Origin of the sequence: Parathalassolituus penaei (assembly GCF_026626885.1) — a bacterium.
GTDB lineage: Bacteria > Pseudomonadota > Gammaproteobacteria > Pseudomonadales > Oceanobacteraceae > Oceanobacter > Oceanobacter penaei.
Genome location: NZ_JAPNOA010000055.1, coordinates 64922 through 85384, shown reverse-complemented (window position 1 = coordinate 85384; position 20463 = coordinate 64922). Strand labels below are relative to the sequence as shown.

At 54.0% G+C, this 20463-nt stretch carries 19 protein-coding genes; 11 read left to right on the top strand and 8 right to left on the bottom strand.

What is annotated here, in order from left to right; translation table 11 throughout:
* Positions 1-13: 13 nt before the first annotated feature.
* On the bottom strand, positions 14-1087 hold the full coding sequence (locus tag OUO13_RS14855; RefSeq protein ID WP_283174684.1) for a 3-deoxy-7-phosphoheptulonate synthase: 1074 nt from the start codon (positions 1085-1087) through the stop codon (positions 14-16).
* Positions 1088-1301: 214 nt separating this feature from the next.
* Between OUO13_RS14855 and OUO13_RS14850 the strand changes: the two genes are divergently transcribed.
* Positions 1302-2150 (top strand): DUF72 domain-containing protein, encoded by an 849-nt coding sequence (locus tag OUO13_RS14850; protein ID WP_283174683.1) that lies wholly within the window; start codon positions 1302-1304, stop codon positions 2148-2150.
* A gap of 17 nt (positions 2151-2167) precedes the next feature.
* Here the strand turns inward: OUO13_RS14850 and OUO13_RS14845 are convergent, their stop codons facing one another.
* The gene (locus OUO13_RS14845; RefSeq protein WP_283174682.1) at positions 2168-2938 is read right to left on the bottom strand and encodes a sulfite exporter TauE/SafE family protein; all 771 of its coding nucleotides are present in this window, start codon (positions 2936-2938) and stop codon (positions 2168-2170) included.
* A 115-nt stretch (positions 2939-3053) separates the two neighbouring features.
* On the opposite strand from OUO13_RS14845, the gene cysB reads away from it, so the two are divergent.
* Positions 3054-4028, top strand: coding sequence for an HTH-type transcriptional regulator CysB (gene cysB / locus OUO13_RS14840; protein ID WP_283174681.1), 975 nt, complete (start codon positions 3054-3056; stop codon positions 4026-4028).
* A 36-nt stretch (positions 4029-4064) separates the two neighbouring features.
* On the opposite strand, the gene OUO13_RS14835 is transcribed toward cysB, so the two are convergent.
* Positions 4065-4799: a phosphoadenylyl-sulfate reductase gene (locus tag OUO13_RS14835; protein WP_283174680.1), complete on the bottom strand. Its 735-nt coding sequence runs from the start codon at positions 4797-4799 to the stop codon at positions 4065-4067.
* A gap of 330 nt (positions 4800-5129) precedes the next feature.
* Between OUO13_RS14835 and thrH the strand changes: the two genes are divergently transcribed.
* Together thrH and OUO13_RS14825 are read left to right on the top strand one after the other, a co-directional pair.
* Positions 5130-5747 carry a bifunctional phosphoserine phosphatase/homoserine phosphotransferase ThrH gene (gene thrH, locus OUO13_RS14830; RefSeq protein ID WP_283174679.1) on the top strand — a complete coding sequence of 206 codons (618 nt, stop codon included), beginning with the start codon at positions 5130-5132 and terminating at the stop codon, positions 5745-5747.
* A gap of 583 nt (positions 5748-6330) precedes the next feature.
* Complete coding sequence (locus tag OUO13_RS14825; RefSeq protein ID WP_283174678.1) at positions 6331-7347, top strand: hypothetical protein; 1017 nt, start codon at positions 6331-6333, stop codon at positions 7345-7347.
* Between the two features lie 262 nt (positions 7348-7609).
* Here the strand turns inward: OUO13_RS14825 and OUO13_RS14820 are convergent, their stop codons facing one another.
* Positions 7610-8938 (bottom strand): anthranilate synthase component I family protein, encoded by a 1329-nt coding sequence (locus OUO13_RS14820; RefSeq protein ID WP_283174677.1) that lies wholly within the window; start codon positions 8936-8938, stop codon positions 7610-7612.
* Positions 8939-9133: 195 nt separating this feature from the next.
* On the opposite strand from OUO13_RS14820, the gene OUO13_RS14815 reads away from it, so the two are divergent.
* On the top strand, positions 9134-9997 hold the full coding sequence (locus OUO13_RS14815; RefSeq protein WP_283174676.1) for an alpha/beta fold hydrolase: 864 nt from the start codon (positions 9134-9136) through the stop codon (positions 9995-9997).
* A gap of 63 nt (positions 9998-10060) precedes the next feature.
* Here the strand turns inward: OUO13_RS14815 and OUO13_RS14810 are convergent, their stop codons facing one another.
* Positions 10061-10267: a hypothetical protein gene (locus tag OUO13_RS14810; protein ID WP_283174675.1), complete on the bottom strand. Its 207-nt coding sequence runs from the start codon at positions 10265-10267 to the stop codon at positions 10061-10063.
* A 21-nt stretch (positions 10268-10288) separates the two neighbouring features.
* Positions 10289-11476 (bottom strand): GNAT family N-acetyltransferase, encoded by a 1188-nt coding sequence (locus OUO13_RS14805; RefSeq protein WP_283174674.1) that lies wholly within the window; start codon positions 11474-11476, stop codon positions 10289-10291.
* A gap of 126 nt (positions 11477-11602) precedes the next feature.
* On the opposite strand from OUO13_RS14805, the gene OUO13_RS14800 reads away from it, so the two are divergent.
* Positions 11603-12061 carry an HIT domain-containing protein gene (locus OUO13_RS14800; RefSeq protein WP_283174673.1) on the top strand — a complete coding sequence of 153 codons (459 nt, stop codon included), beginning with the start codon at positions 11603-11605 and terminating at the stop codon, positions 12059-12061.
* Positions 12062-12124: 63 nt separating this feature from the next.
* A complete protein-coding gene (locus OUO13_RS14795) occupies positions 12125-12919 on the top strand; it encodes a hydroxyacylglutathione hydrolase (RefSeq protein WP_283174672.1) in 795 nt (264 codons plus the stop codon).
* Between the two features lie 242 nt (positions 12920-13161).
* Here OUO13_RS14795 and OUO13_RS14790 read toward each other — a convergent pair whose 3' ends face one another.
* Entirely contained in the window at positions 13162-14130 is a 969-nt protein-coding gene (locus tag OUO13_RS14790) for a homoserine kinase (protein WP_283174671.1), read from the bottom strand.
* Between the two features lie 431 nt (positions 14131-14561).
* On the opposite strand from OUO13_RS14790, the gene gbdR reads away from it, so the two are divergent.
* Positions 14562-15695, top strand: a complete 1134-nt coding sequence (gene gbdR / locus OUO13_RS14785; RefSeq protein ID WP_283174670.1) for a choline metabolism transcriptional regulator GbdR — start codon at positions 14562-14564, stop codon at positions 15693-15695.
* 83 nt (positions 15696-15778) lie between these two features.
* Here the strand turns inward: gbdR and OUO13_RS14780 are convergent, their stop codons facing one another.
* The gene (locus OUO13_RS14780; RefSeq protein ID WP_283174669.1) at positions 15779-16810 is read right to left on the bottom strand and encodes a LacI family DNA-binding transcriptional regulator; all 1032 of its coding nucleotides are present in this window, start codon (positions 16808-16810) and stop codon (positions 15779-15781) included.
* A 433-nt stretch (positions 16811-17243) separates the two neighbouring features.
* Here OUO13_RS14780 and OUO13_RS14775 point away from each other — a divergent pair, with 433 nt between their 5' ends.
* The 3 genes from OUO13_RS14775 (at position 17244) to OUO13_RS14765 (ending at position 20438) form a co-directional block, all read left to right on the top strand.
* Positions 17244-18422 carry a Gfo/Idh/MocA family protein gene (locus OUO13_RS14775; protein ID WP_283174668.1) on the top strand — a complete coding sequence of 393 codons (1179 nt, stop codon included), beginning with the start codon at positions 17244-17246 and terminating at the stop codon, positions 18420-18422.
* Between the two features lie 85 nt (positions 18423-18507).
* Complete coding sequence (locus OUO13_RS14770) at positions 18508-19461, top strand: sugar ABC transporter substrate-binding protein (protein ID WP_283174667.1); 954 nt, start codon at positions 18508-18510, stop codon at positions 19459-19461.
* Between the two features lie 35 nt (positions 19462-19496).
* Positions 19497-20438: a sugar phosphate isomerase/epimerase family protein gene (locus OUO13_RS14765; protein WP_283174666.1), complete on the top strand. Its 942-nt coding sequence runs from the start codon at positions 19497-19499 to the stop codon at positions 20436-20438.
* Positions 20439-20463 lie beyond the last annotated feature (25 nt).

Sequence of the window (20463 nt, the reverse complement as noted above, 5' to 3'; positions counted from 1 at the left end):
ATCTTGATAAAAACTACGCGTTACGTTTTGGCAGCACGTCTTTCAGCTTGTTGTACATGGACATAACCGCTTCTTCGGTTTCTTCCCAGCTGATGCAGCCATCGGTTACGGACAGGCCGTATTCGAGGTCACACAGGTTGGCTGGAATGTTCTGACGGCCATGTTTGATGTTGGATTCCACCATCAGACCAACAATAGACTTGTTGCCTTCCAGAATCTGGTTGGCAGCGTTGTCCATAACCAGCGGCTGCAGAGCCGGGTTCTTGTTGGAGTTGGCGTGGCTGCAGTCGATCATGATGTTGGCGCTCAGTTTCGACTTGGCCAGTGCTTCTTCGGTCAGTGCCACGTTGACGGAGTCGTAGTTTGGCTTGCCGTCACCACCGCGCAGTACGATGTGGCCGTAAGGGTTGCCACGAGTGCTGACCACAGCAACAGCACCGCTCTGGTCGATACCCAGAAAGCGGTGCGGGCTGGCAACTGACATCAGGGCGTTGATGGCAACGGTCAGGCTGCCGTCGGTGCCGTTTTTGAAGCCAACAGCAGAAGACAGGCCGGATGCCATTTCACGGTGAGTCTGGGACTCGGTGGTGCGGGCGCCAATGGCAGACCAGGCGATCAGGTCTTGCAGGTACTGTGGAGAAATCGGGTCCAGTGCTTCGGTAGACAGTGGCAGGCCCATTTCAGCCAGATCGATCAGCAGTTTGCGCGCGATGTGCAGGCCGTCTTCGATCTTGAAGGTGTCGTTCATGTACGGGTCGTTGATCAGACCTTTCCAGCCGGTGGTGGTACGTGGTTTCTCGAAGTACACACGCATTACCAGATACAGGGTGTCTTCAACCTTGGCCGACAACTCTTTCAGGCGACGGGCATAGTCCATGGCAGCATCAACGTCGTGAATGGAGCATGGGCCAATCACGATGAAAATACGGTGATCCTTGCGATCGAGGATATCGCGAATGACCTGACGGCCAGACTGGACGCTGGCAACGGCGGCTTCGGAAATTGGCATCTCGGCTTTCAGCTGATCCGGAGTGATCAGCGCCTTGATGGACTCGATATTAAGGTCTTCAACTCGATTATCAGACATAGCAATCCTGTAATTTGACTCTCGTGAGCGTGGCCCTGATGGCGCCACGGTGTGTTCCTTGCCGGGTGGCTCATGCGCCCAGCTGTCGGTTTGCCAGCGACCGACAGAGGTTTGCCGTCATGGCGACCCTGTTATAATCCTGCCGATTATGACAAATGCTGAACAAATTGCACATTCGGTAAGTGAATCTGCCGAATTGGTTATGGGATTACCCATGTGGTACCTGCCGGAATGGCGGGGAAATCTGCTGTCGCCCGGCTGCACACCGGCTCGCGCCCTGACGGAATATAGCCAGTTATTCGGTTCGGTTGAGGGCAACACGACATTCTACGCATTACCTGACCGTATGCGGCTGCAAGGCTGGCTGGATCAGGCGTCTGAGCATTTTCGCTTCTGTTTCAAAGTACCTCGTGACATCAGTCATGCCGCCGATCCCCTTGAGGCCTGGAATGGCAAGCCGGGTGCCTTGTTTCGCGGGTTTCTCGACCAGATTCTTGCCTATGCTCCCCACAAGCTGGGAGTCGTGTTGTTACAGTTGCCTGCCACGTTCAGCGCCGAACGGATGAGTGCGTTGTTTGCCTGTCTGGATCAGCTGGTCATGCTCAAAGGCGTGGTTTGGGCGCTGGAATGCCGACACCTTTCGTTTTTTGATAAGTCCCTGAATGAGCAGCAGCTGTTACGCGGGCTGGCTGATCGCGGTGTTGATCGGGTGATGTTTGACAGTCGTGGGCTGTTTCATGATGACTCGGCAACGGAAGAGATTCTGGATGCACGCCGCAAGAAGCCGCGGATGCCGGTGCATGCGGTGGCGACTGGCAATAATCCGGTGGTGCGGTTTATCGGGCATTCGCAGTACGAACCCAATCGACTGTTTTTGCAGCAATGGCACAAGCGCATCGTGCAATGGCAATCCGAAGGCAAAACGCCCTGGGTGTTCTGGCACACGGCCGGTAATCGGGATGTTGGGAAGTTTTATCGCTGGACCATGGCCAATATCTGGAATCAGACCATAACCTTGCCGGGCGAAGTGGGGGGAGGAGTTACTCCGGACCTGTGGGGTTAGTCCGGAGTGAGGTTAGATCAGAACAGCGCGTATTTTAGGCCGAGTGCCATCAGCATGCTGGCAAGCACATTGCGCAGGATGCTGTCGGGGACGTGTTTGGCCAGTTTGCTGCTGACATGAATCGCCGGAATGGAGCCAACCAGCAGAGCACCCAGCAGAGTAAAGTCAACGTTACCAAGGTTCATGTGCACCAGACCTGCTGTAAAGGTCAGGGGAACGGCGTGGGCGATATCGGTGCCAACGACGCGGGTAGAGGCCAGAGCCGGGTACAGAACCATCAGAATAGCGGTGCCAATCGCACCGGCGCCGACCGATGACAGGGTTACCGCTACACCCAGAATGACCCCCATCAGAACCGTCAGGGTGGCAATGCGTTTTGGCGAACCACTCAGGAATCCTGCGGCCCAACGCTGGATGCGGGTGCGTAACATGATAACGACGGCAGTGAAGATCAGCATTGAACCCAGTACGCTGGTCAGAATGCTGCGGTACTGGTCCGAGTCTTCGAAAAACTGGCTCAGCGACAGGCCGGTCACGAGGGCGGCAGCGATACTGCCGAGTGCCAGTCGTCGGAAAATTGTCCAGTCAACGTGTCCCTGACGATAATGCGACCATGCACCCGATACTTTGGTGGTGGCGGCATACAGCAGGTCTGTACCAATGGCGACGTTGGGCGGGAATCCGAACAGCAGCAACAGTGGGGTCATCAGGGAGCCACCACCGATTCCTGTCATGCCAACAATGAAGCCTACGCCGGCGCCGGCGAGCACATATAACAAAAAGTCCATGGCGTATGGTCTACACTGCATAATAAAGTTATTGAATGGCGCTACTGTAGTGGCACTTTTCTATGCTTAAAAAGAATATTTGCTTCTATTTTTATAACCAAATCCTGGAGGGGTCATGAAACTGCAGCAACTGAGGTACATCTGGGAAGTTGCCCATCATGATCTGAATGTGTCAGCCACGGCACAGGTGCTCTACACCTCGCAGCCGGGCATCAGCAAACAGATCAGATTGCTGGAGGATGAGTTGGGGGTGGAGATTTTCGCCCGCAGCGGCAAGCATCTGACCCGCATCACACCCGCTGGAGAAGCAATCCTGGCCATTGCCGGGGATATCCTGCGCAAGGTTGAAGGTATCAAGCAGGTCGCGCAGGAATTCAGTGATGAATCCCGTGGCAGTCTCAGTATTGCGACCACTCACACCCAGGCGCGTTACGCGTTGCCGGGGGTCATCCAGAATTTCATGAAACGTTACCCGGAAGTGACCCTGCATATGCATCAGGGCACACCGATGCAGATCGCGGAAATGGCGGCCAATGGTACGGTGGATTTCGCCATCGCGACGGAAGGTATGGAGCTGTTTAATGATCTGATCATGATGCCGTGTTACCGCTGGAATCGCAGCGTGCTGGTGCCGAAGAACCACCCGCTGGCGCAGTTCAAACGCCCGTCTCTGGAACAGGTGGCTGCTTATCCGCTGGTGACTTACGTATTCGGTTTTACCGGTCGTTCACGACTGGATGAAGCGTTCAAAAGCCGTGGCCTGACGCCGCGTGTGGCGTTTACCGCCGCCGATGCCGACGTGATCAAGACCTATGTGCGTTTGGGTGTTGGGGTAGGGATCGTTGCCAGTATGGCAATAGATGAAGAGCTGGACTCAGACCTGGTGGCGCTTGATGCCAGTCATCTGTTTGCGCCGAGCGTAACCAAGATCGGTTTCCGCAAGGGGACGTTCCTGCGTGGCTTTATGTACGACTTTATTGCCCGATTTGCGCCGCATCTGACCCGCGATCTGGTTGATCAGGCAGTGCAACAGGCCGGCAAGGGTGACAATGCCGACCTGTTCCGTGGAATCAAGCTGCCGGAGTTCTGAGCGCCGGCATTGTTGCTGACTCTGCTGGTATTACACTCAGCCTTTGCTGATGATGTTGCCGGCGTGCAGACCACATTCTTTGTGGGTTTCGTTTTCCCACCACCAACGACCTTCGCGCTCATGCTGGTTTGGCAGGGTAGCGCGGGTGCATGGTTGGCAGCCGATGCTGGCAAAGCCGCGAGCGTGCAGCGGGTTGTACGGCACATCAAACATACGGATGTATTCCCACACCTGGGCTGAGGTCCAGTGAGTCAGCGGATTGTACTTCACCAGTGAACCCGCGCCGTTGCGGCCAGGGAAACCGTCGATTTCAACCAGTTCAATGTTACTGCGAGTGCCTGGGCTCTGGTCGCGACGCTGACCAGTGATCCAGGCATCCAGCGTTGCCAGCTTGTTTTTCAGCGGATTGATCTTGCGAACGCCGCAGCACTCTTTATGACCATCTTCGTAGAAACTGAACAGACCTTTCTCGGATACAAAAGACTGTAGTGCTTGCTGGTCCGGGGTCTGGATATCGATGCGGATGCCGTAGTGCTTGCGCACGGCTTCGATGTATTCGTAAGTTTCCGGGTGCAGACGGCCAGTGTCGAGGGTGAAAACGCCCACGTCCTTGCGCAGTTTTACCGCCATGTCGATCAGCACCACGTCTTCAGCGCCGCTGAAAGAAACAGCGATACGGTCATGATTTTCCAGGGCATGTTTCAGCAGGTCTTTCGGACGCTTGCTGGAAAAGTCGCGATTCAGTTGCTCAAAATCAGTCATGGTGCTCATCAGCTCGGCTGTAGTTCTGAAAATAGTAGTAATAGCCGGGTAGGGTAGCACGCGGCTCTTAGCTCAAATAATACTAAAAATGAATATTCTTATTTCATAAATTCGCAATACGCAGCAGGAACTGCTCGTACGAGAAGGTCCGGTTTGGTCTGTTGTCAGGGCTCAGCGCTGTGTGGCCCAGAAAAAAGCGGCTCGCATGGGAGCTTTTGCTGATCGATGTCGTTTTTGTGCGGTTGTCAGTCGTTATCTGAATAGCTACAGTACCGCCTTTCTAAGCCCCCCTGAGCCTGGCTCAGTATTGAATTTTTCCAGTTGAATCGTGGAGATGTCATGGAAATCGCATGTTTGGACCTTGAAGGTGTTCTGGTTCCGGAAATCTGGATCGAGTTTGCCAAGAAGACCGGTATCGAAGAACTGAAAGCAACTACTCGCGACATTCCGGACTACGACGTCCTGATGAAGCAGCGTCTGCGCATTCTGGATCAGCACGGTTTCAAGCTCCAGGACATTCAGGACGTGATCGCTACTCTGAAGCCGCTGGACGGCGCGGTAGAGTTTGTGAACTGGCTGCGTGAGCGCTTCCAGGTCATCATCCTGTCTGACACCTTCTACGAGTTCTCCCAGCCGCTGATGCGTCAACTGGGTTTCCCAACCCTGTTCTGTCATCGTCTGATCACTGACGAAACCGGTCGTGTTATCGATTACAAACTGCGTCAGGCCGATCCGAAGCGTCAGTCTATCCGCGCTCTGCAGACCATTTATTACCGTACCATTGCTGCTGGTGACTCCTACAACGATACCACTATGCTGGCTGAAGCAGATGCCGGTATTCTGTTCCACGCGCCTCAAAACGTGATCGACGAGTTCCCGCAGTTCCCGGCTGTGCATACTTATGAAGACCTGAAGAAGGAATTCATCAAGGCCAGTAATCGCGAGTTGACTCTGTAATTCCGGAGATTCTCTGACAAAACCCGGTGGTTGCTACATTGAAAGCCAGCGACATCGGGTTGTCTTCTCTACTCTGAAAAGATGGCAGCGTAGTAGAAAATTATGGTGGATTAGGACGTCTCTGAATAAACCGGTTTCCGTGCAGAATTATCCAGAGTGTCCCTTGGCCATTGAAAATACCGATTTCAGTACCTTTATACCTGTGTCTGTCTGTAATAACCTGATTTTCGGATATTTTTACCTTCAGGGGACGGCAGCGTTTTCCCAGCTCTCAGACAATTACAATATTGCTCAATACTCCGTATCCAAGGCGATGAGTTATCATGGATTGAGAAGAATTTTCAAATGCGCTTCAGGATATTGATATTCATGTGGCGGCCATGAATGATTGACGCGCTGGATTGTCGAACACACACTGACAAAATGTTAAGTAATCCTTCTGGTGTATCTGTTCTTTTGTGTCAATACTAATGAAGTCGTTAGCAAGTTTAGCTGTGCGCTAATCAGTAAGACTCGCTACTGTTGATGACGTTGGATGACCGGGATGTCGGGCCACTCTTTCACATCGCAGGGTAAGTTAATCATGTCAATTCAGGAACGTTCAGTGAGATCTGTCCGTCCATTTTGTGTATGCCGAAAGCTGCTACCGTTGGCGATTTTTGTTGGTGTGTTACCAACGGTTGCTGATGCTGAGGGTGTTTATGTTTCTACCGAGCAAAGCCGACTCGAATCTGACGAAAAATATCTACAGCCTGAGTTCAGTCTCAAAAATGGCTCTAAGCGCCAGAACTGGTCTTTGGTTTCAGCTCGTGTGGATGGTGCAAATGCTTCCGTCGAGTCTCATTCAGAGGGAGTGGTCGTTTCCAGTGGAAAGGCTTCTGCTGCATCGAATGCAAAAAACACGAGGGGTACTCATGATGACGCTTCTACCAGTAACAATAACCTGACCGCTGCTCAAAAAATGTTTGGGGATGGTTCTGTTGTGGAGGGGCAAGTATCTTCAGCACCTGTATCTTCGGCATCTGTATCTTCAGCCCCTGTTGATCTCAGCAAACCAAAAGTTAGTACTGATAGCAGTTCCGTTGCTGATCAATCGACGCGTCCGACAGCCGCTGAGGCTATTAATCGTTTTGTGATGGGAGAGACCGGTCCGGTTGTTGGTGTCAGTCCAAGGGTTGAACCGGTGGTTGCTTCTCGCCCTGAAAAGCAGGGGAGTTTGACGACTGTTAATCCTGTAACCAAGGTGTCCGCTAATAAAGTTGCTACCAAGGCCTCTACAAAACGAGTCAAGGCCGAACAGCTCGAGGCCGCAAGAAAACTGGATACATTGCCAGTATTGAACAGTGGGAAAAATATTCTTCCAGAAGCTCCTGGTGGTACTGAGGTTGATGGAGCAGTAGTGTTTACACAGGCGTCTCCTCCTCGTTCAACCGAAATGTTTACGCGAGATGTGACAGGCAAAGAACACGAAAAACTGCCGTTAACAGAGGCTGAAGTGGTTCCGTCAGTGTTGTCAACTTCCGGTGAGAATGACCCGATAGGGGCACTGGAAAATCGTCGTTCGGATACGCCACTTCTGCGCTCAGCACCGGCATCCTGATGTTGTTTCCTCAACTCAGTGATAGGGCTGAACGCAATGTTGAAAAACCAGAAGTGTGCAGCTTGACGTATGTTTGAGAGTTGTTGGCGAATAAGAACAGGACTTGGTCCGACGGATTCGTCATTACGCTGTACGCGCCGTTCTGCTCAAACGGGCTGCAGCTCTTGTACATCTATCTTCTGGAGCGTGCTTTGCAGTCAGCCAGATGAGCGGCTATAACCATCGGAGCGCCAGCGGGTAAAGCCTGGTCAAGCGCTTATAACTATTCAGAGACCAGGCTGTTCAAGCCCAGTAACCGCCCGATCTTGTCCTTGATTTCCTGATATTCACCCGCGGCGTCCGAGTCGATCACAATTCCGCCCCCAGCCCAGCAGTTAGCACCGTGCGCAAATGCCTGAATGGATCGGATCAGGATGTTGAAGTCACAGGTGCCACGGTTGTCGACGTAACCGAAGGAACCGCAATAGAGTCCACGACGGTCCGCTTCCAGTTCGCGAATAATCTCCATAGCCCGGCGCTTGGGGGCACCGGTAATGGATCCGCCAGGCAGTGCCGACACAATCACATCAATTGGATACAGGTCTTTCAGCACGCGCGCCACAATGGTGCTGACCATGTGATGCACGTTGGCGTGTGATTCGATATCAAACAGCTTTTCTACCTTCACCGTTCCGATTTCAGCGGACATACCAAGGTCGTTACGCAGCAAATCCACAATCATCAGATTTTCAGCCTGATTCTTGGCGCTGTTACGCAGCCATTCGCGGTTATGCTCATCTTGCTGGGCATCGCTTGAGCGGGGAGCTGTGCCCTTGATAGGGCTGGTGGTCATCAGGCGCTGTTCAACCCGGATAAAACGCTCCGGGCTGACGCTGAACAGGGTCAGGGCCGGGGTGCGGAAATAGCCGGAAAACGGAGCGTTAAACGGTTGTAGCAAGGCCATCGGGTTGTGATCGCGAAGATCCTGCTGGCTGTAATACGGCATGGTGAGGTTAACCTGGTAGGCATCACCACTGCGCAAGTAGGCCTGAACCTGGTCGAATGCTTGCTGGTAGCGCTCAAACTCCCATGCGGGCTGCCAGTCGGTGGTCAGGACGGCCGATGCCTCTGGCTCTGTCGGCTCGAGGGCGAGTGTCGCATCCAGATGCTGTAGCAGTTGCTGGACACGGTTATCCGGGCAGGCATCCACGTTCCAGAGCCAGCATTCATCGGTATCCGGAAAAATTTCGAGACTCAGCGGGTAATAACCAAATTCCGCCAGCGGGGTGGCACTGGAGCCAACGTCACGCAGTTTCAGCAGCAGTTCACCGGCGTCGTAGCCGAAATATCCCAGCCAACCGCTGCGGAAAATGGCTTCCGGAGTGTCTTTGTCGGGCAATTGCAGGCGTTGAATCAGTGCATTCAGGTCGTCCAGCGAATGCGCGCTGACCAATTCATCCGGCTGGCAGGCCAGAATAATCCGGGGGCGTGTATAGCTGTCGTCTGCGGACCCACTGCTGCCGGAGTACAACAAGGCCGGAGTGTCGAGACGATGACAAACCCGCAACAACTGGCGGGCGGATACAGGTAAAAGCAGGGGTTGAACTGGCATGCGTAGAAAACTTGCTCCGCAAGGGTGGTGGTCGGGTGACCTGAGAGCGAATTATTGTCGTAAGTGACCCGGTCAAACAAGCCTTGATACGCCAATCCCTGGTCTGCAGGCGACGACCTGGTTAGACTGCGCAGCCCTGAAGACCCGGCCATCAACTGGCTCGGCCGACGTCGAGACTGCAACAGGACAATTTGTGTGGAAAAGCATCCGTTAAATATCCGTACCGCCTGTGGTCAGCAACATGCGCTGATCTGGCAATTTCCCCAGAACACCTCCGGGCGTCGTTTGTTGTTATTGCACGGTGCTGGTATCGCAGGTGAGCTGACCTGGACCTATGTTGCCAACTATCTGGAAGGCTGGAGCGAGATTCTGGTGCCGGACTTTGCCGGTATGGGCAAATCTTCTTTTACCGATTGTCCACAGCCAACCGTGGCGGACTACGCCCGACAGGTAACTGAGTTGCTGGATGCACTCGACTGGCAGCACATGGATATTGCCGGTTACTCCTTTGGTGGCACGGTAACGGAAACCCTGATTCGCGAATCCGGTCGTTTTGAGCTGTGTTATCTGCTCGAACCTGCGCTGCTGTCGGGCAACGACGAAGCCGGGCTGATTGCCAAGGCGCAGACTTATATCAAACTTGCTGACTGGTTAAGTCGTGAACCGGAATCCAATGAGCCATTTCTGGCGTTTCTGGACGCCGTTTCGCCGTATCGTCGCAGCAATGCCGCGGCTGACCGGGTGGCGATTTCCCGCCTGCGCGGTAACGTGGCCGGTATGGTGCAGGCATTAAACGCGGTGAATAACAGTCTGCTGACCAACACCCGGTATTTTGCCGAGTGGACGGCACCTATGCCGGGGATGAGTATGGTGGGTGAGCTGAGTATGCCGGCCATGCACGAACGTCAGGCACGCCTGGAGCTGGAAAGTGAGCAGTGGTTTACCCAGATGATCAAGGGTGCTGACCACAGTCTGGTGTTTACCCACCCGAAGCAAGTGGCACGTCTGATGAACGAGCGTCTGCAGCTGGCCATTGGCAGCGCCAATAACGCTGGCTGACGGCTCTGCTGAAACCAGTGTGCCGATCTGGTTGACCGGATCGGCACGTTGAAATAGCCAGATTTATTCCTGGCTGTGGATATAGGGGCTGGTGGCGTCGGGATTAACCAGCGGGTCCAGCTCCGGCTTTCGCTCAGCGCGCAGTGCAACCCAGCCGGCCACGTCTTCGCGCCATTCTTCCCATGGCCGAATCAGTGGCGCCGCCAGCATTTTGGCCTCTGTGCCCTTGTCGGCGAATACCAGTACCTTATCGACTTTGTAGGCTTGCAAACTTCTTTCTCCGGTACAAGATCAGTCGGTTAGCGGTGGTGCTGCACGCGGTTTGTCGAGCGCACCTTCGTTAAACGGCAACAGGGTAGCGGCTTCCTGCTGCCAGACAAGTACTTGCTGTTGCTCTTCTTCGATAAATCGGGCGATGGCGTCATAAAAGCCCGGATGTTCCAGATGATGCACGCTGTAGGTGAGGGTTGGCTCAAAGCCGCGGCTGATTTTGTGTTCACCCTGGGTGCCCGGATCAAAGTGCAACAGGCGCCGTTCAATACAAAACTCGATGCCCTGATAATAACAGGCTTCAAAGTGCAGGCCGTCGACCTCCTCGGTACACCCCCAATAACGACCATACAGATGCTCGTCATCGAAGAAATACAGGGCAGCGGCAATACGTTTCTGATCGCGGCGAGCCACTACCAGTAACATTTGCTCAGCCATGTGTTGTAACAGCTGACGGAAGAATCCGAGGTTCAGATACCCTTGCTGGTTGCGCTTGCGATAGGTGAGCTGATAGCAGCGATAAAAAAACTGCAGGTCGGCGTCGCTGATGTCATTACCGGTCAGGCGTTGGATCTCGATCCCTGTCTGGATGACTTTTTCCCGTTCCTTGCGCACCGATTTGCGTTTGCGGCTGGTGAAGCTTTCCAGATAATGACTGAAGTCCCGATAGGAGCGGTTGTACCAGTGATACTGGCAGGCGCTGCGTAACAAGGGTTTCTGACCGTTTGCCGTTGGAGCGGTGGCAAACCCCAGATCGGTTTCCCGGAAAAAATTCAGATGCCAACCCGAAAAACCCTGCTCCGAGCAGACTTTGTACACCTGTTCGATTGCGGTTGACCAGGCGCTGGTGTCGTCGCCACGGAATAACAGACGTGGGCCACTGGCTGGGGTAAAGGGCGCTGCCCACAGCAGTTTGGGATAATAGGTGTAGCCATAACGGTAATAGGCATCGGCCCAGCTCCAGTCAAACACGTATTCACCGTAACTGTGATCTTTCTCGAAGAGCGGGATGATCAGGTCGGCGGAACCATCTGCACCGTTGCGGACCAGATACAGTGGCTGCCAGCCACTGTCACCGCCAACACAATGATGATCTTCCAGTGCTTTCAGGAATTGATAGTCGAGAAAGGGATAACGATCCTGGCGAAGCTGTTGCCAATCTTGCTCCGGGATGTCCCCGATACGGCCAAACTGGAGAAAACTCGTCATAAATCAGTGACCTGTATGTGTGCTGTGCCTATTATGAAGAGAGTTACCGGTGTATTGTCACCCATATAGCCGCTCCGTTGGTGTGAGGGCAGCTGGCAGAATAAATCAACAGAAGGAGTCTTCACCATGTTTTCCCTCGATTCGCGCCTGCAGGCCGACACAGTGTTTATCGGTCGCCTGCCGCTCTGTCAGATGTTGTTGATGAATGACAGTCGTTACCCGTGGGTAATTCTGGTGCCGGTGCGCCAGGATGCTCGTGAGTACTATCACCTGTCCGAAGCCGACCAGACCCAGATGATGAAAGAATCCGTATGGGTGGCTGAGAAGCTGGCTGACCAGTATTCCGCCAAGTCGATGAACGTGGCTGCCTTGGGCAACGTCGTGGCGCAGCTACACGTTCACCATGTGGTGCGCAAAGGTGACGACCCGGCATGGCCTGGTCCGGTGTGGGGCCATAGCCCGGCGATTCCTTATACCTCTGAACAGCTGGAAGTGCGGGTGCACGAGCTGAAGAATCTGTTCTCGTCACACTTCATCGACGACATCAACGGCGATGACGAAATCGAGAACAACATTTACTGGTAATCACGGCATCAGAAATTAACAGGCAGCCCATGGCTGCCTGTTTTGCATTGGGGGATCTGCAACATGATCGTATTACGACACTACATGAATAACCCGCTGCGCAACTTCAATTACCTGATTGGTTGCGAACACAGTGGTGAAGCTATCGCACTGGATCCTCTCGGGGCCGATGACGTGATGGCACTGGCTCGTGACAACGGCCTGACTATTCGCCTGATTCTGAATACTCATGAACATCACGACCACATTGATGGTAACCCGGTGGTGCAGGCCGCAACGGGTGCTGAGGTGTGGGCGCACCAGAACGCGGAAGGCAAGATTCCGAATCAGGCTCGTGGGCTGGTGGCGGGTGATGTGATTGAAGTGGGGACGCTGCGTCTGAAGGTGCTGTTTACCCCAGGTCATACCCTTGCGCACCTGTGTTTACTGAGTGAAGACGGTGGCCCACAAGGGCAGCCTGTGCTGTTCTCGGGCGATACCCTGTTTAATGCGGCAGCGGGTAACTGTTTCCGCGGTGGTGACGTTGACCAGATGTACGACACTTTTGTGTCGCAGTTTCAGCCTTTGCCGGATGAAACCCTTCTGTATCCGGGCCATGACTATATGAAGAACAACCTCAATTTTGCCCTGGATCGTGAGCCGAATAACGATATGGCGCGTTACTGGCTGGAGCAGGTTGAAGCGATTGAGGCGGCCGATATGCCGGTGATGACGCTGGGGCAGGAGCGTACCTACAACCCGTTCTTCCGTTTGCATCAGCCGCGTATTCGCGAGCGTCTGAAAGAATCTTTCCCAAGCCTGGGGGAAGGTGATCGTGATGTGTTCAAGGCGTTACGTGCCCTGCGGGATAAGTGGTAATTATTTGACCGAGAAGACAGCGGAGAGAATTGCGCTGATGGTTATCGGTTAGGCTCCGATTGGCCTTATTACACCCGGTTTTTTCTACTGACTATTCTCTGGTTAATTGGCGAGGCTGCTTGCCCTCTTGGGGGACCTTGTCCCCCGGTCGGGCGGGCCTCCCCCTGCTTCCTGTAGCCAGCTGCGCTGGGCTAAGCCTGTAATCGCGGCTTTGTCCTTGCAGCTAATGTCCAGATTCTCCCTCACGCCATAATGCGCAGCGATTCATAACCCCGACGGTGAATCAGCTTGTTGCGGTATTCATCCGGGTCTTTGGACAGCACCAGGCTGGAGCCGCTGGCTTGCTGATAACGACGGGTGGCCAGACGACTGAGCCAGAAGCGCAGGGCTGCACCGCGCAGAATCAGCGGCCATTGTTGCTGCTCATAACCACTCAGGCGGCGTACACGTTGATATCCCGCCAGCAGTGCATCGTAGAGGGTATCGTCCCATTCGCCTTGCTCGTTGCAGCACCAGTCGTTGGCTACTACGGCCAGGTCGTAAATCCATACACCCTTACAGGCGTTGTACCAATCCAGAATTGCGCTCAGTTGCTGGCTGCCTGCCGGGCCACTGAACAGCACGTTGTCGCGGAACAGATCGCCGTGAATCCAGCCCTGGGGCAGCAAACGCCATTGCAGGCGATGTTTCAGCTGCCAGTTCATTTCGCTGCTGAGCAGAGCATAGTCGGTGCGGTCGAGATCTTCAGCAAGGCTGCTGTACATCTGTTTCCACCATTCAAAACCGCGCGGGTTTGCGCTTGCGCCCGGCAGCTTGCGTGACGCCAGATGTAACTCGGCTAATGTGGAACCAACCTGCCAGCAGTGGCGGGCAGTGATGATGTCGGGATGATTGCCTTCGATAAACGGACAGAGGATCGCCGGTTTGCCCGCGACTTCGTGCAGCCATTCGCCGCTGCGGTCGCTGATTGGAGCCGGTACACGAAAGCCTTCTTCTGACAGGAAACGGGCCAGACGAACAAATTCCTGAACGTCGTGCTGGTTGTGATGTTCAAACAGGGTCAGGACCAGACTCTGGTGTTCAGTGCGCACCCGGTAGTTGGTATTTTCGACACCACCTTCAATTCCGGAAAAGCTTTCTAATTTACCGAGATCAAAAAGTGCTACATGTTGGGCCATTCGGCTCTGATCAACACAGGTATAGACCGACATAGGAAAATTCCGAGCATACTGGGGGGATGCTTCATGATGACCATGACCGACAATACGTCCTTGGCCGGAAACGACCCGATATGCGCTGAACGCGCCAGCGATGGATGCTGGTTTTCTTCTCTGAACGCCGGTTAAAAAGTTAAGTCGCAAACGGGCATCTTTTTGCACCAGTATGTGGCATTCTGCACCGGGATGGTGCTATACCATTAATGGGATAATAAAAATAATGCTGTACCACCAATAAGTTAGGCACGTTTTGACACTTGAATATCCGTTCAGCGGTTTATCTTTGAGCGACGTAAATCGAGCAAACCAATGTCGTTTTTGGGCAAAAGCGGTTTGATTCTTGTCAATATAGTGAGTGTGTAATTTGATTGGCCCGGCGTTTGCTAAATAACAATTTAACAAAAAACTCCTTCGAGGAACTTCCTATGCAGACCGTCGACTACAGCCAACGTCCGTTCAAATCCATGGCTAGACCGACCCGTATTGGTTTCCTGCTTCTGAACAACTTCACCATGATGGCCCTTGCTTCCGCAGTTGAACCACTGCGTATGGCAAACCAGCTTAGCGGTCGTGAATTGTTCTCCTGGAATCTGGTAGGTGCCGACGGTCAACAGGTCAAGGCGAGTGACGGTATTGGCGTAACTCCTGATTGCTCCATGCTTGATTGCCCTGAATTCGACAGCCTGATTGTGGTAGGTGGTGTGAACATCAACCAGTCCTTCAGTCGTCGTGAAGTTGAATGGTTGCAGAAACTGGCCCGCAAGGATGTGGTGCTGGGTGGTATTTGTACCGGTGCGATGGTTCTTGCCCAGGCCCGTCTGCTCGATGGTTACAATGCCAGCGCTCACTGGGAGTGTATTGCTCCGATGAAAGAGCGTTACCCGAACGTCATCTGCAATACCCGTCTGTTCACCATTGACCGTGACCGAATGACGTCATCCGGCGGTACTGCGCCGCTTGACATGATTTTGTACCTCATCTCGATTCAGCACGGCGCGGCTCTGGCCGGTGCGATTTCCGAGATGTTTGTGTACGACCGTATGCGCAACCAGGCTGACCAGCAGCGTATTCCTCTGCGTCACCTGCTGAACTCGGCTCAGCCAAAACTGATCGAAATCGTTGAGCTGATGGAAGCGAATATCGAAGAACCAATCGAGCTGGACGAACTGGCGATGTTTGCCAACATCTCTCGTCGTCAGTTGGAGCGTCTGTTCCACAACTATCTGGATTGTTCACCATCCCGCTATTACCTGAAGTTGCGTCTGGATCGTGCTCGCCAGCTGCTGAAGCAGACCACCATGCCGGTGATCGAGATTTCGACGGCCTGCGGCTTTATTTCCACTCCGCATTTCAGTCGCTGCTACCGCAAGTACATGGGGGTTTCTCCTCGTGAAGAGCGTATCGGCACCTGGAATGAAAGTGTGGATGCGGCGGCTCCTGCAGCCGAGACTGGCAAAGGGTTTGATTTTGTACCGGAAGTTCCTGGCCACCTGGCGGCTGCACGTTATGAGCCAAGTTTCGGCTCCGTGCGCCTCGAGCCGGTTGCTGTAATGCGTTAACCGTTTTGCCAGGTTTCTGGCTCTGACACTCGCTGTACCGTTCGCGCCGATTCCTGCTGGAATGCGGCGCTTTTTTATGGTCGTCAGTTGGCTTGCTGGGTGAGGATATGGCTGCTTCGTATGATCAGTTGCGGCGGCATCTGGATACGTCGTTGCTCCTGATCGGGTGACAACAGGCGCTTGATGGCCTCGTCGATGAGGGCGGCGTCGGGCTGGCTGCAGGTGGTCAATTGATAGGATGGCGACGCAGCAAGATCGAGGTCGTCAAATCCGGTAATGGCAATCTGCCCCTCCAGTCCTTTCTCACGCAGGGCGTCGATTGCGCCAATGGCAAGGATGTCGTTTTCACAGACCAGTGCGTCCACGTACTGATCCGCGAGGGTGCCGTCCAGATACCGACAGGTAACGTCATAACCCTGCTGGCGGCTGAAGTGGCTGGCTTGCAAATAAACCGCATGGGCTTGTTGCTGGCTGTTCAGGGCGTCGGCAAATCCTTCCTTGCGTCCCAGGCGGGTAGATACCGAGCCGGGTCCCGACATATAGGCAAACCGTTGGCAACCCTGTTGCTGGAGCAGTGCAGTCAGCTGGCGCGTGCCGCTGAAACCGTCGGTGGCCACAATTTGAACATCGTCCACATCGCTGTCGCGGTACATCACAATCAGTGGGATATGGCCCATGTTTTCGACCATATGGATCAGGCGGTCGGGTAGAACGGTGCCGAGAAACAATACACCATCGGCCTGAAACTGATCGGCACGGGTCAGTGCACTGGCGAAATCACTCTCGCGGCTGATGTTCAGCACCAGCGACATCAATCCCTTTTGCTGCAGCTGGCTCATGGTCATTTCCAGAATGCGCAGCATGTAGGGGTTTTGCATTTCGTCCACTACCAGCGCCACCATGTTGGAGCGTTTCTGCGACAAACTGCGTGCCAGCAAATTGGGCCGATAACCCAGCTCACGTGCGGCCTGGATAACGCGCTCGCGGCTTTCCGGGGCGATGGATGCGCCATCTGTCAGTGCGCGTGACACGGTCCAGCGTGAGACGCCTGCCAGTTTGGCAACGTCTGCCGCGGTAACTTTTCGAGCCAGATTTTCCGGATTTGAATCTTTCATGAGTGTTCATCGTTGACAGCAGCGGAGTGGTCGTAATAGTTTATTTGCACTCGAGTGCAAAATCATGCGTTTTGTGCTCGTCAGTCCCGATATGTTCACTGTGGAGCGTCCTGGTATTGGCAGCAGATGAACCTTCGGGATTTTTGTTGGATATATTTGCACTCGTGTGCATGAATGCCGTGAAAATCATGTCATAACGCCTGGGATGTATCCGAAACAGGGTTTTACGGGGTTTTGACGGCTGGTAACCGGGGTTTTTGTGTGCACATTTGCACTCGTGTGCAAATGTTGTTTTGAAAATGACAAGGCTTGCCGTGGTGGTCGGAGTGGTTCGACAAGATCGGTGACGGTTTCTGTAAAAACGTTTGGTAGTGGTCTGACTGGTTTTGCACTCGTGTGCAAATTCCACAATAACAATAAATGAGGTGTTGAAATGCTGAATGGTGAACGTCTGATTGCGCGTCCGTTGCGTTGGGGAATGGTGGGTGGTGGCCGTCTTGGTCAGGTGGGGTACAAGCATCGCAGCGGGGCTCTGCGCGACAACACCGCGTATCAGCTGGTGGCGGCGGCGTTTGACATCGATCCGCAGCGCGGGCGCAGTTTTGGTGTGAATCTTGGGGTTTCGGAAGAGCGTCTGTACGACAACTATCAGGCAATGTTTGCGGCCGAGGCTGAACGTGCGGATGGCCTTGAAGTGGTGTCGATTGCCACGCCAAACGGTACTCACTATGAAATCACCAAGGCTGCCCTGAATGCCGGATTGCATGTGATTTGCGAAAAGCCGCTGTTTTTTACCTCGGCTGAAGTTGTTGAAATTCGTGAGCTGGCGCGTGCCAAAAACCGCATTGTGGGGGTGACCTACGGCTTTTCTGGCCATCCACTGCTGATGCAAATGCGTGCCATGGTTACCAGTGGACTGCTGGGTGATATTCGCATTGTGGATTTGCAATACACCCATGGGTTTAACGCTACTGATGCTGTCGACAAGATCAGCGATGCACAAAAGTGGCGGGTTGATCCGAAAGTGGCAGGCCCTTCTTTTGTGCTGGGGGATCTGTCCACTCACACCTTTTATATGTCCCAACTGATCATGCCGCACATGAAGATTCGTGAGTTGTTGTGTGATCGCCAGAGCTTTATTCCATCTCGTGCACCACTGGAAGACAACGCCCGTGTGCTGATGCATTACGAAAACGGCGCAGTGGGAACCTTGTGGGCGTCATCGGTCAACGCCGGTTGTATGGACAGTCAGAAGATTCGCATCGTGGGCTCGCGTGCTTCCATCGAGTGGACCGATTCTCGTCCGAGTGAGCTGCGTTACGAAGTGCAGGGTGAGCCACGCCAGATTCTGGATCGCGGCATGTCATATCTGGACGACATCTGTAATGCCGAAGAGCGAATGGGGGCGCTGCACACAGAAGGTCTGGCTGAGTCCTGGGCCAATATTTATCTGCGCATTGCCCGCGCGATTGACGCGACTAGTCGTGGTGACACCTCACTGCTGGAAACCCTGGTCTATCCGGGTATCGAAGCGGGTCTGGATGGTGTGCGCTGGATCGAAAACTGTGTGCGCTCAGCCGACCAGGGCGCTGTGTGGGTGGATTTCGAATAACTCAGAAACGACTTCTGCCAGTTCCGGCAGATCGCTCCGGAGTGGCGAGAGCCACTCCTTCCAACAATAAAAAAGAGGGCAAACCATGAAAAACACATCTCTCGTTCTGGCGATGACAGCAGTTTCGGCCGCACTGTTTGGCAGCAGTGTGCCAGTACAGGCCGCTACACCTCGTATCGGCGTCGTAATGGCCACCTTTGACGATAACTTCCTGACGGTTTTACGCACGGGGATGGAGCGTTATGCCAAAGAGCAGGGCGTGACCTTGCAAATTGAAGACAGCAAAAACGAAGTTGGCACCCAGGTGAATCAGATCCAGAACTTCATCGCCTCTGGGGTCGACGCCATCATCGTTAGCGCGGTCGATACGGATGCTACGGTGGCCATGAGTAACGACGCGCAAGCGGCCGGTATTCCTCTGGTTTACGTCAATCGTCAGCCGGTCAACGTTGAGTTTTTGCCCGACAACCAAGCCTTTATTGCTTCGAATGAAGTGGATTCCGGCACCCTGCAGACCCGTGAAGTGTGTCGCCAGCTGGGCGGCAAAGGTGACGTACTGGTGTTGATGGGAGCGCTGACTGATCAGGCTGGTATCCAGCGCACCCGTGATATTCACGATGTGATTGAGAAAGACCCTGCGTGCAAGGGCATGAAAATCGTCGCTGAACAAAGTGGCAACTGGCAGCGCTCGCAGGGCAATGACCTGATGACCAACTGGTTGTCGGCCGGTATTCACTTCGATGCTGTGATTGCCAACAACGATGAAATGGCGATTGGTGCCATTCAGGCCATGAAAGCCGTTGGCTACGACATGAACAAGGTTGTGGTGGCGGGGATCGATGCTACTCAGGACGCGCTGGCTGCCATGAAAGCAGGGGAGCTGGATGTCACCGTGTTCCAGGACGCCGCTGGTCAGGGGCGTGGTGCGGTAGATGCTGCCCTGCGTTTGGCTCGCAAGGACGCGGTCGATCAAAAAGTCTGGGTGCCATTTGAGCTCGTCACTCATTCCAACTACAGCCAATACACTTCTCGTAACTGAGCCGACAACGGCAACTCTTTGACAGGAATCTGATTATGAAACTCTCGTTCTGTACCGACAGTCTGGGCCATCTGCCGTTTGAGGAAATGCTGGACTATCTGAAGGCAATGGATGTTCACCATGTGGAAATGACAACCGGTGGTTGGTCATCTGCACCTCATGTGCGTATGGCTGATTTGTTGGCGGATGATGCCGCTCTGGATCGCTTCCAGCATGCACTGGCTTCGCGAGGTATGTCGATTGCCGCCCTCAACGTATCCGGTAATCCGCTGGACCCGGGTGCGATGGGTAAAGCCCACGCCAAAGCCGCCTTCGATACCATGGAGCTCGCGGGCCGTCTGGGTGTGAAAAAAATTGTGATGATGAGTGGTCTGCCGGCGGCAGCACCGGGCGACACCGTGCCGAACTGGATTACCTACACCGTCAGCTGGCCAGCCTCGCTGAAAGAGCGTCTGGACTACCAATGGAACGACGTGGCTATCCCGTTCTGGAAAGAGCTGGTGGTGCATGCCGAAAAACACGGTGTGCAGAAAATTGCCTTGGAAAACTTCAGCTCCATGCTGGTCTGGAACCCGGAAACCCTGTTCCGTCTGCGTGACGCCGTAGGCCCAATGGTGGGTCTGAACCTCGACCCGAGTCACCTGATCTGGATGGGTGCCGACCCGATTGCCGCTGCGCGTGCTCTGGGCCCGGCGATTCACCATGTACACGGCAAGGATGTCCGCCTGGAGCGTGGACTGGTCGATATTAACGGCCTGCTCGAAACCAAGGTGGTAACCGACGTTGCCAACCGCGCCTGGAATTACGTGGCCGTTGGTTGTGGTCAGGACCTGCAGTGGTGGAAAGAATTTTTCTCGGTCATCCGGATGACCGGATACAACGATTATGTATCGCTGGAAATGGAGGATCTCACCATGTCAGTAGAGGCTGGCATCCGTACCTCGGTGGATGCACTCAAACAGACCATTAGCCAATAACTCCGAATTGTACGCCGTCCTTGAC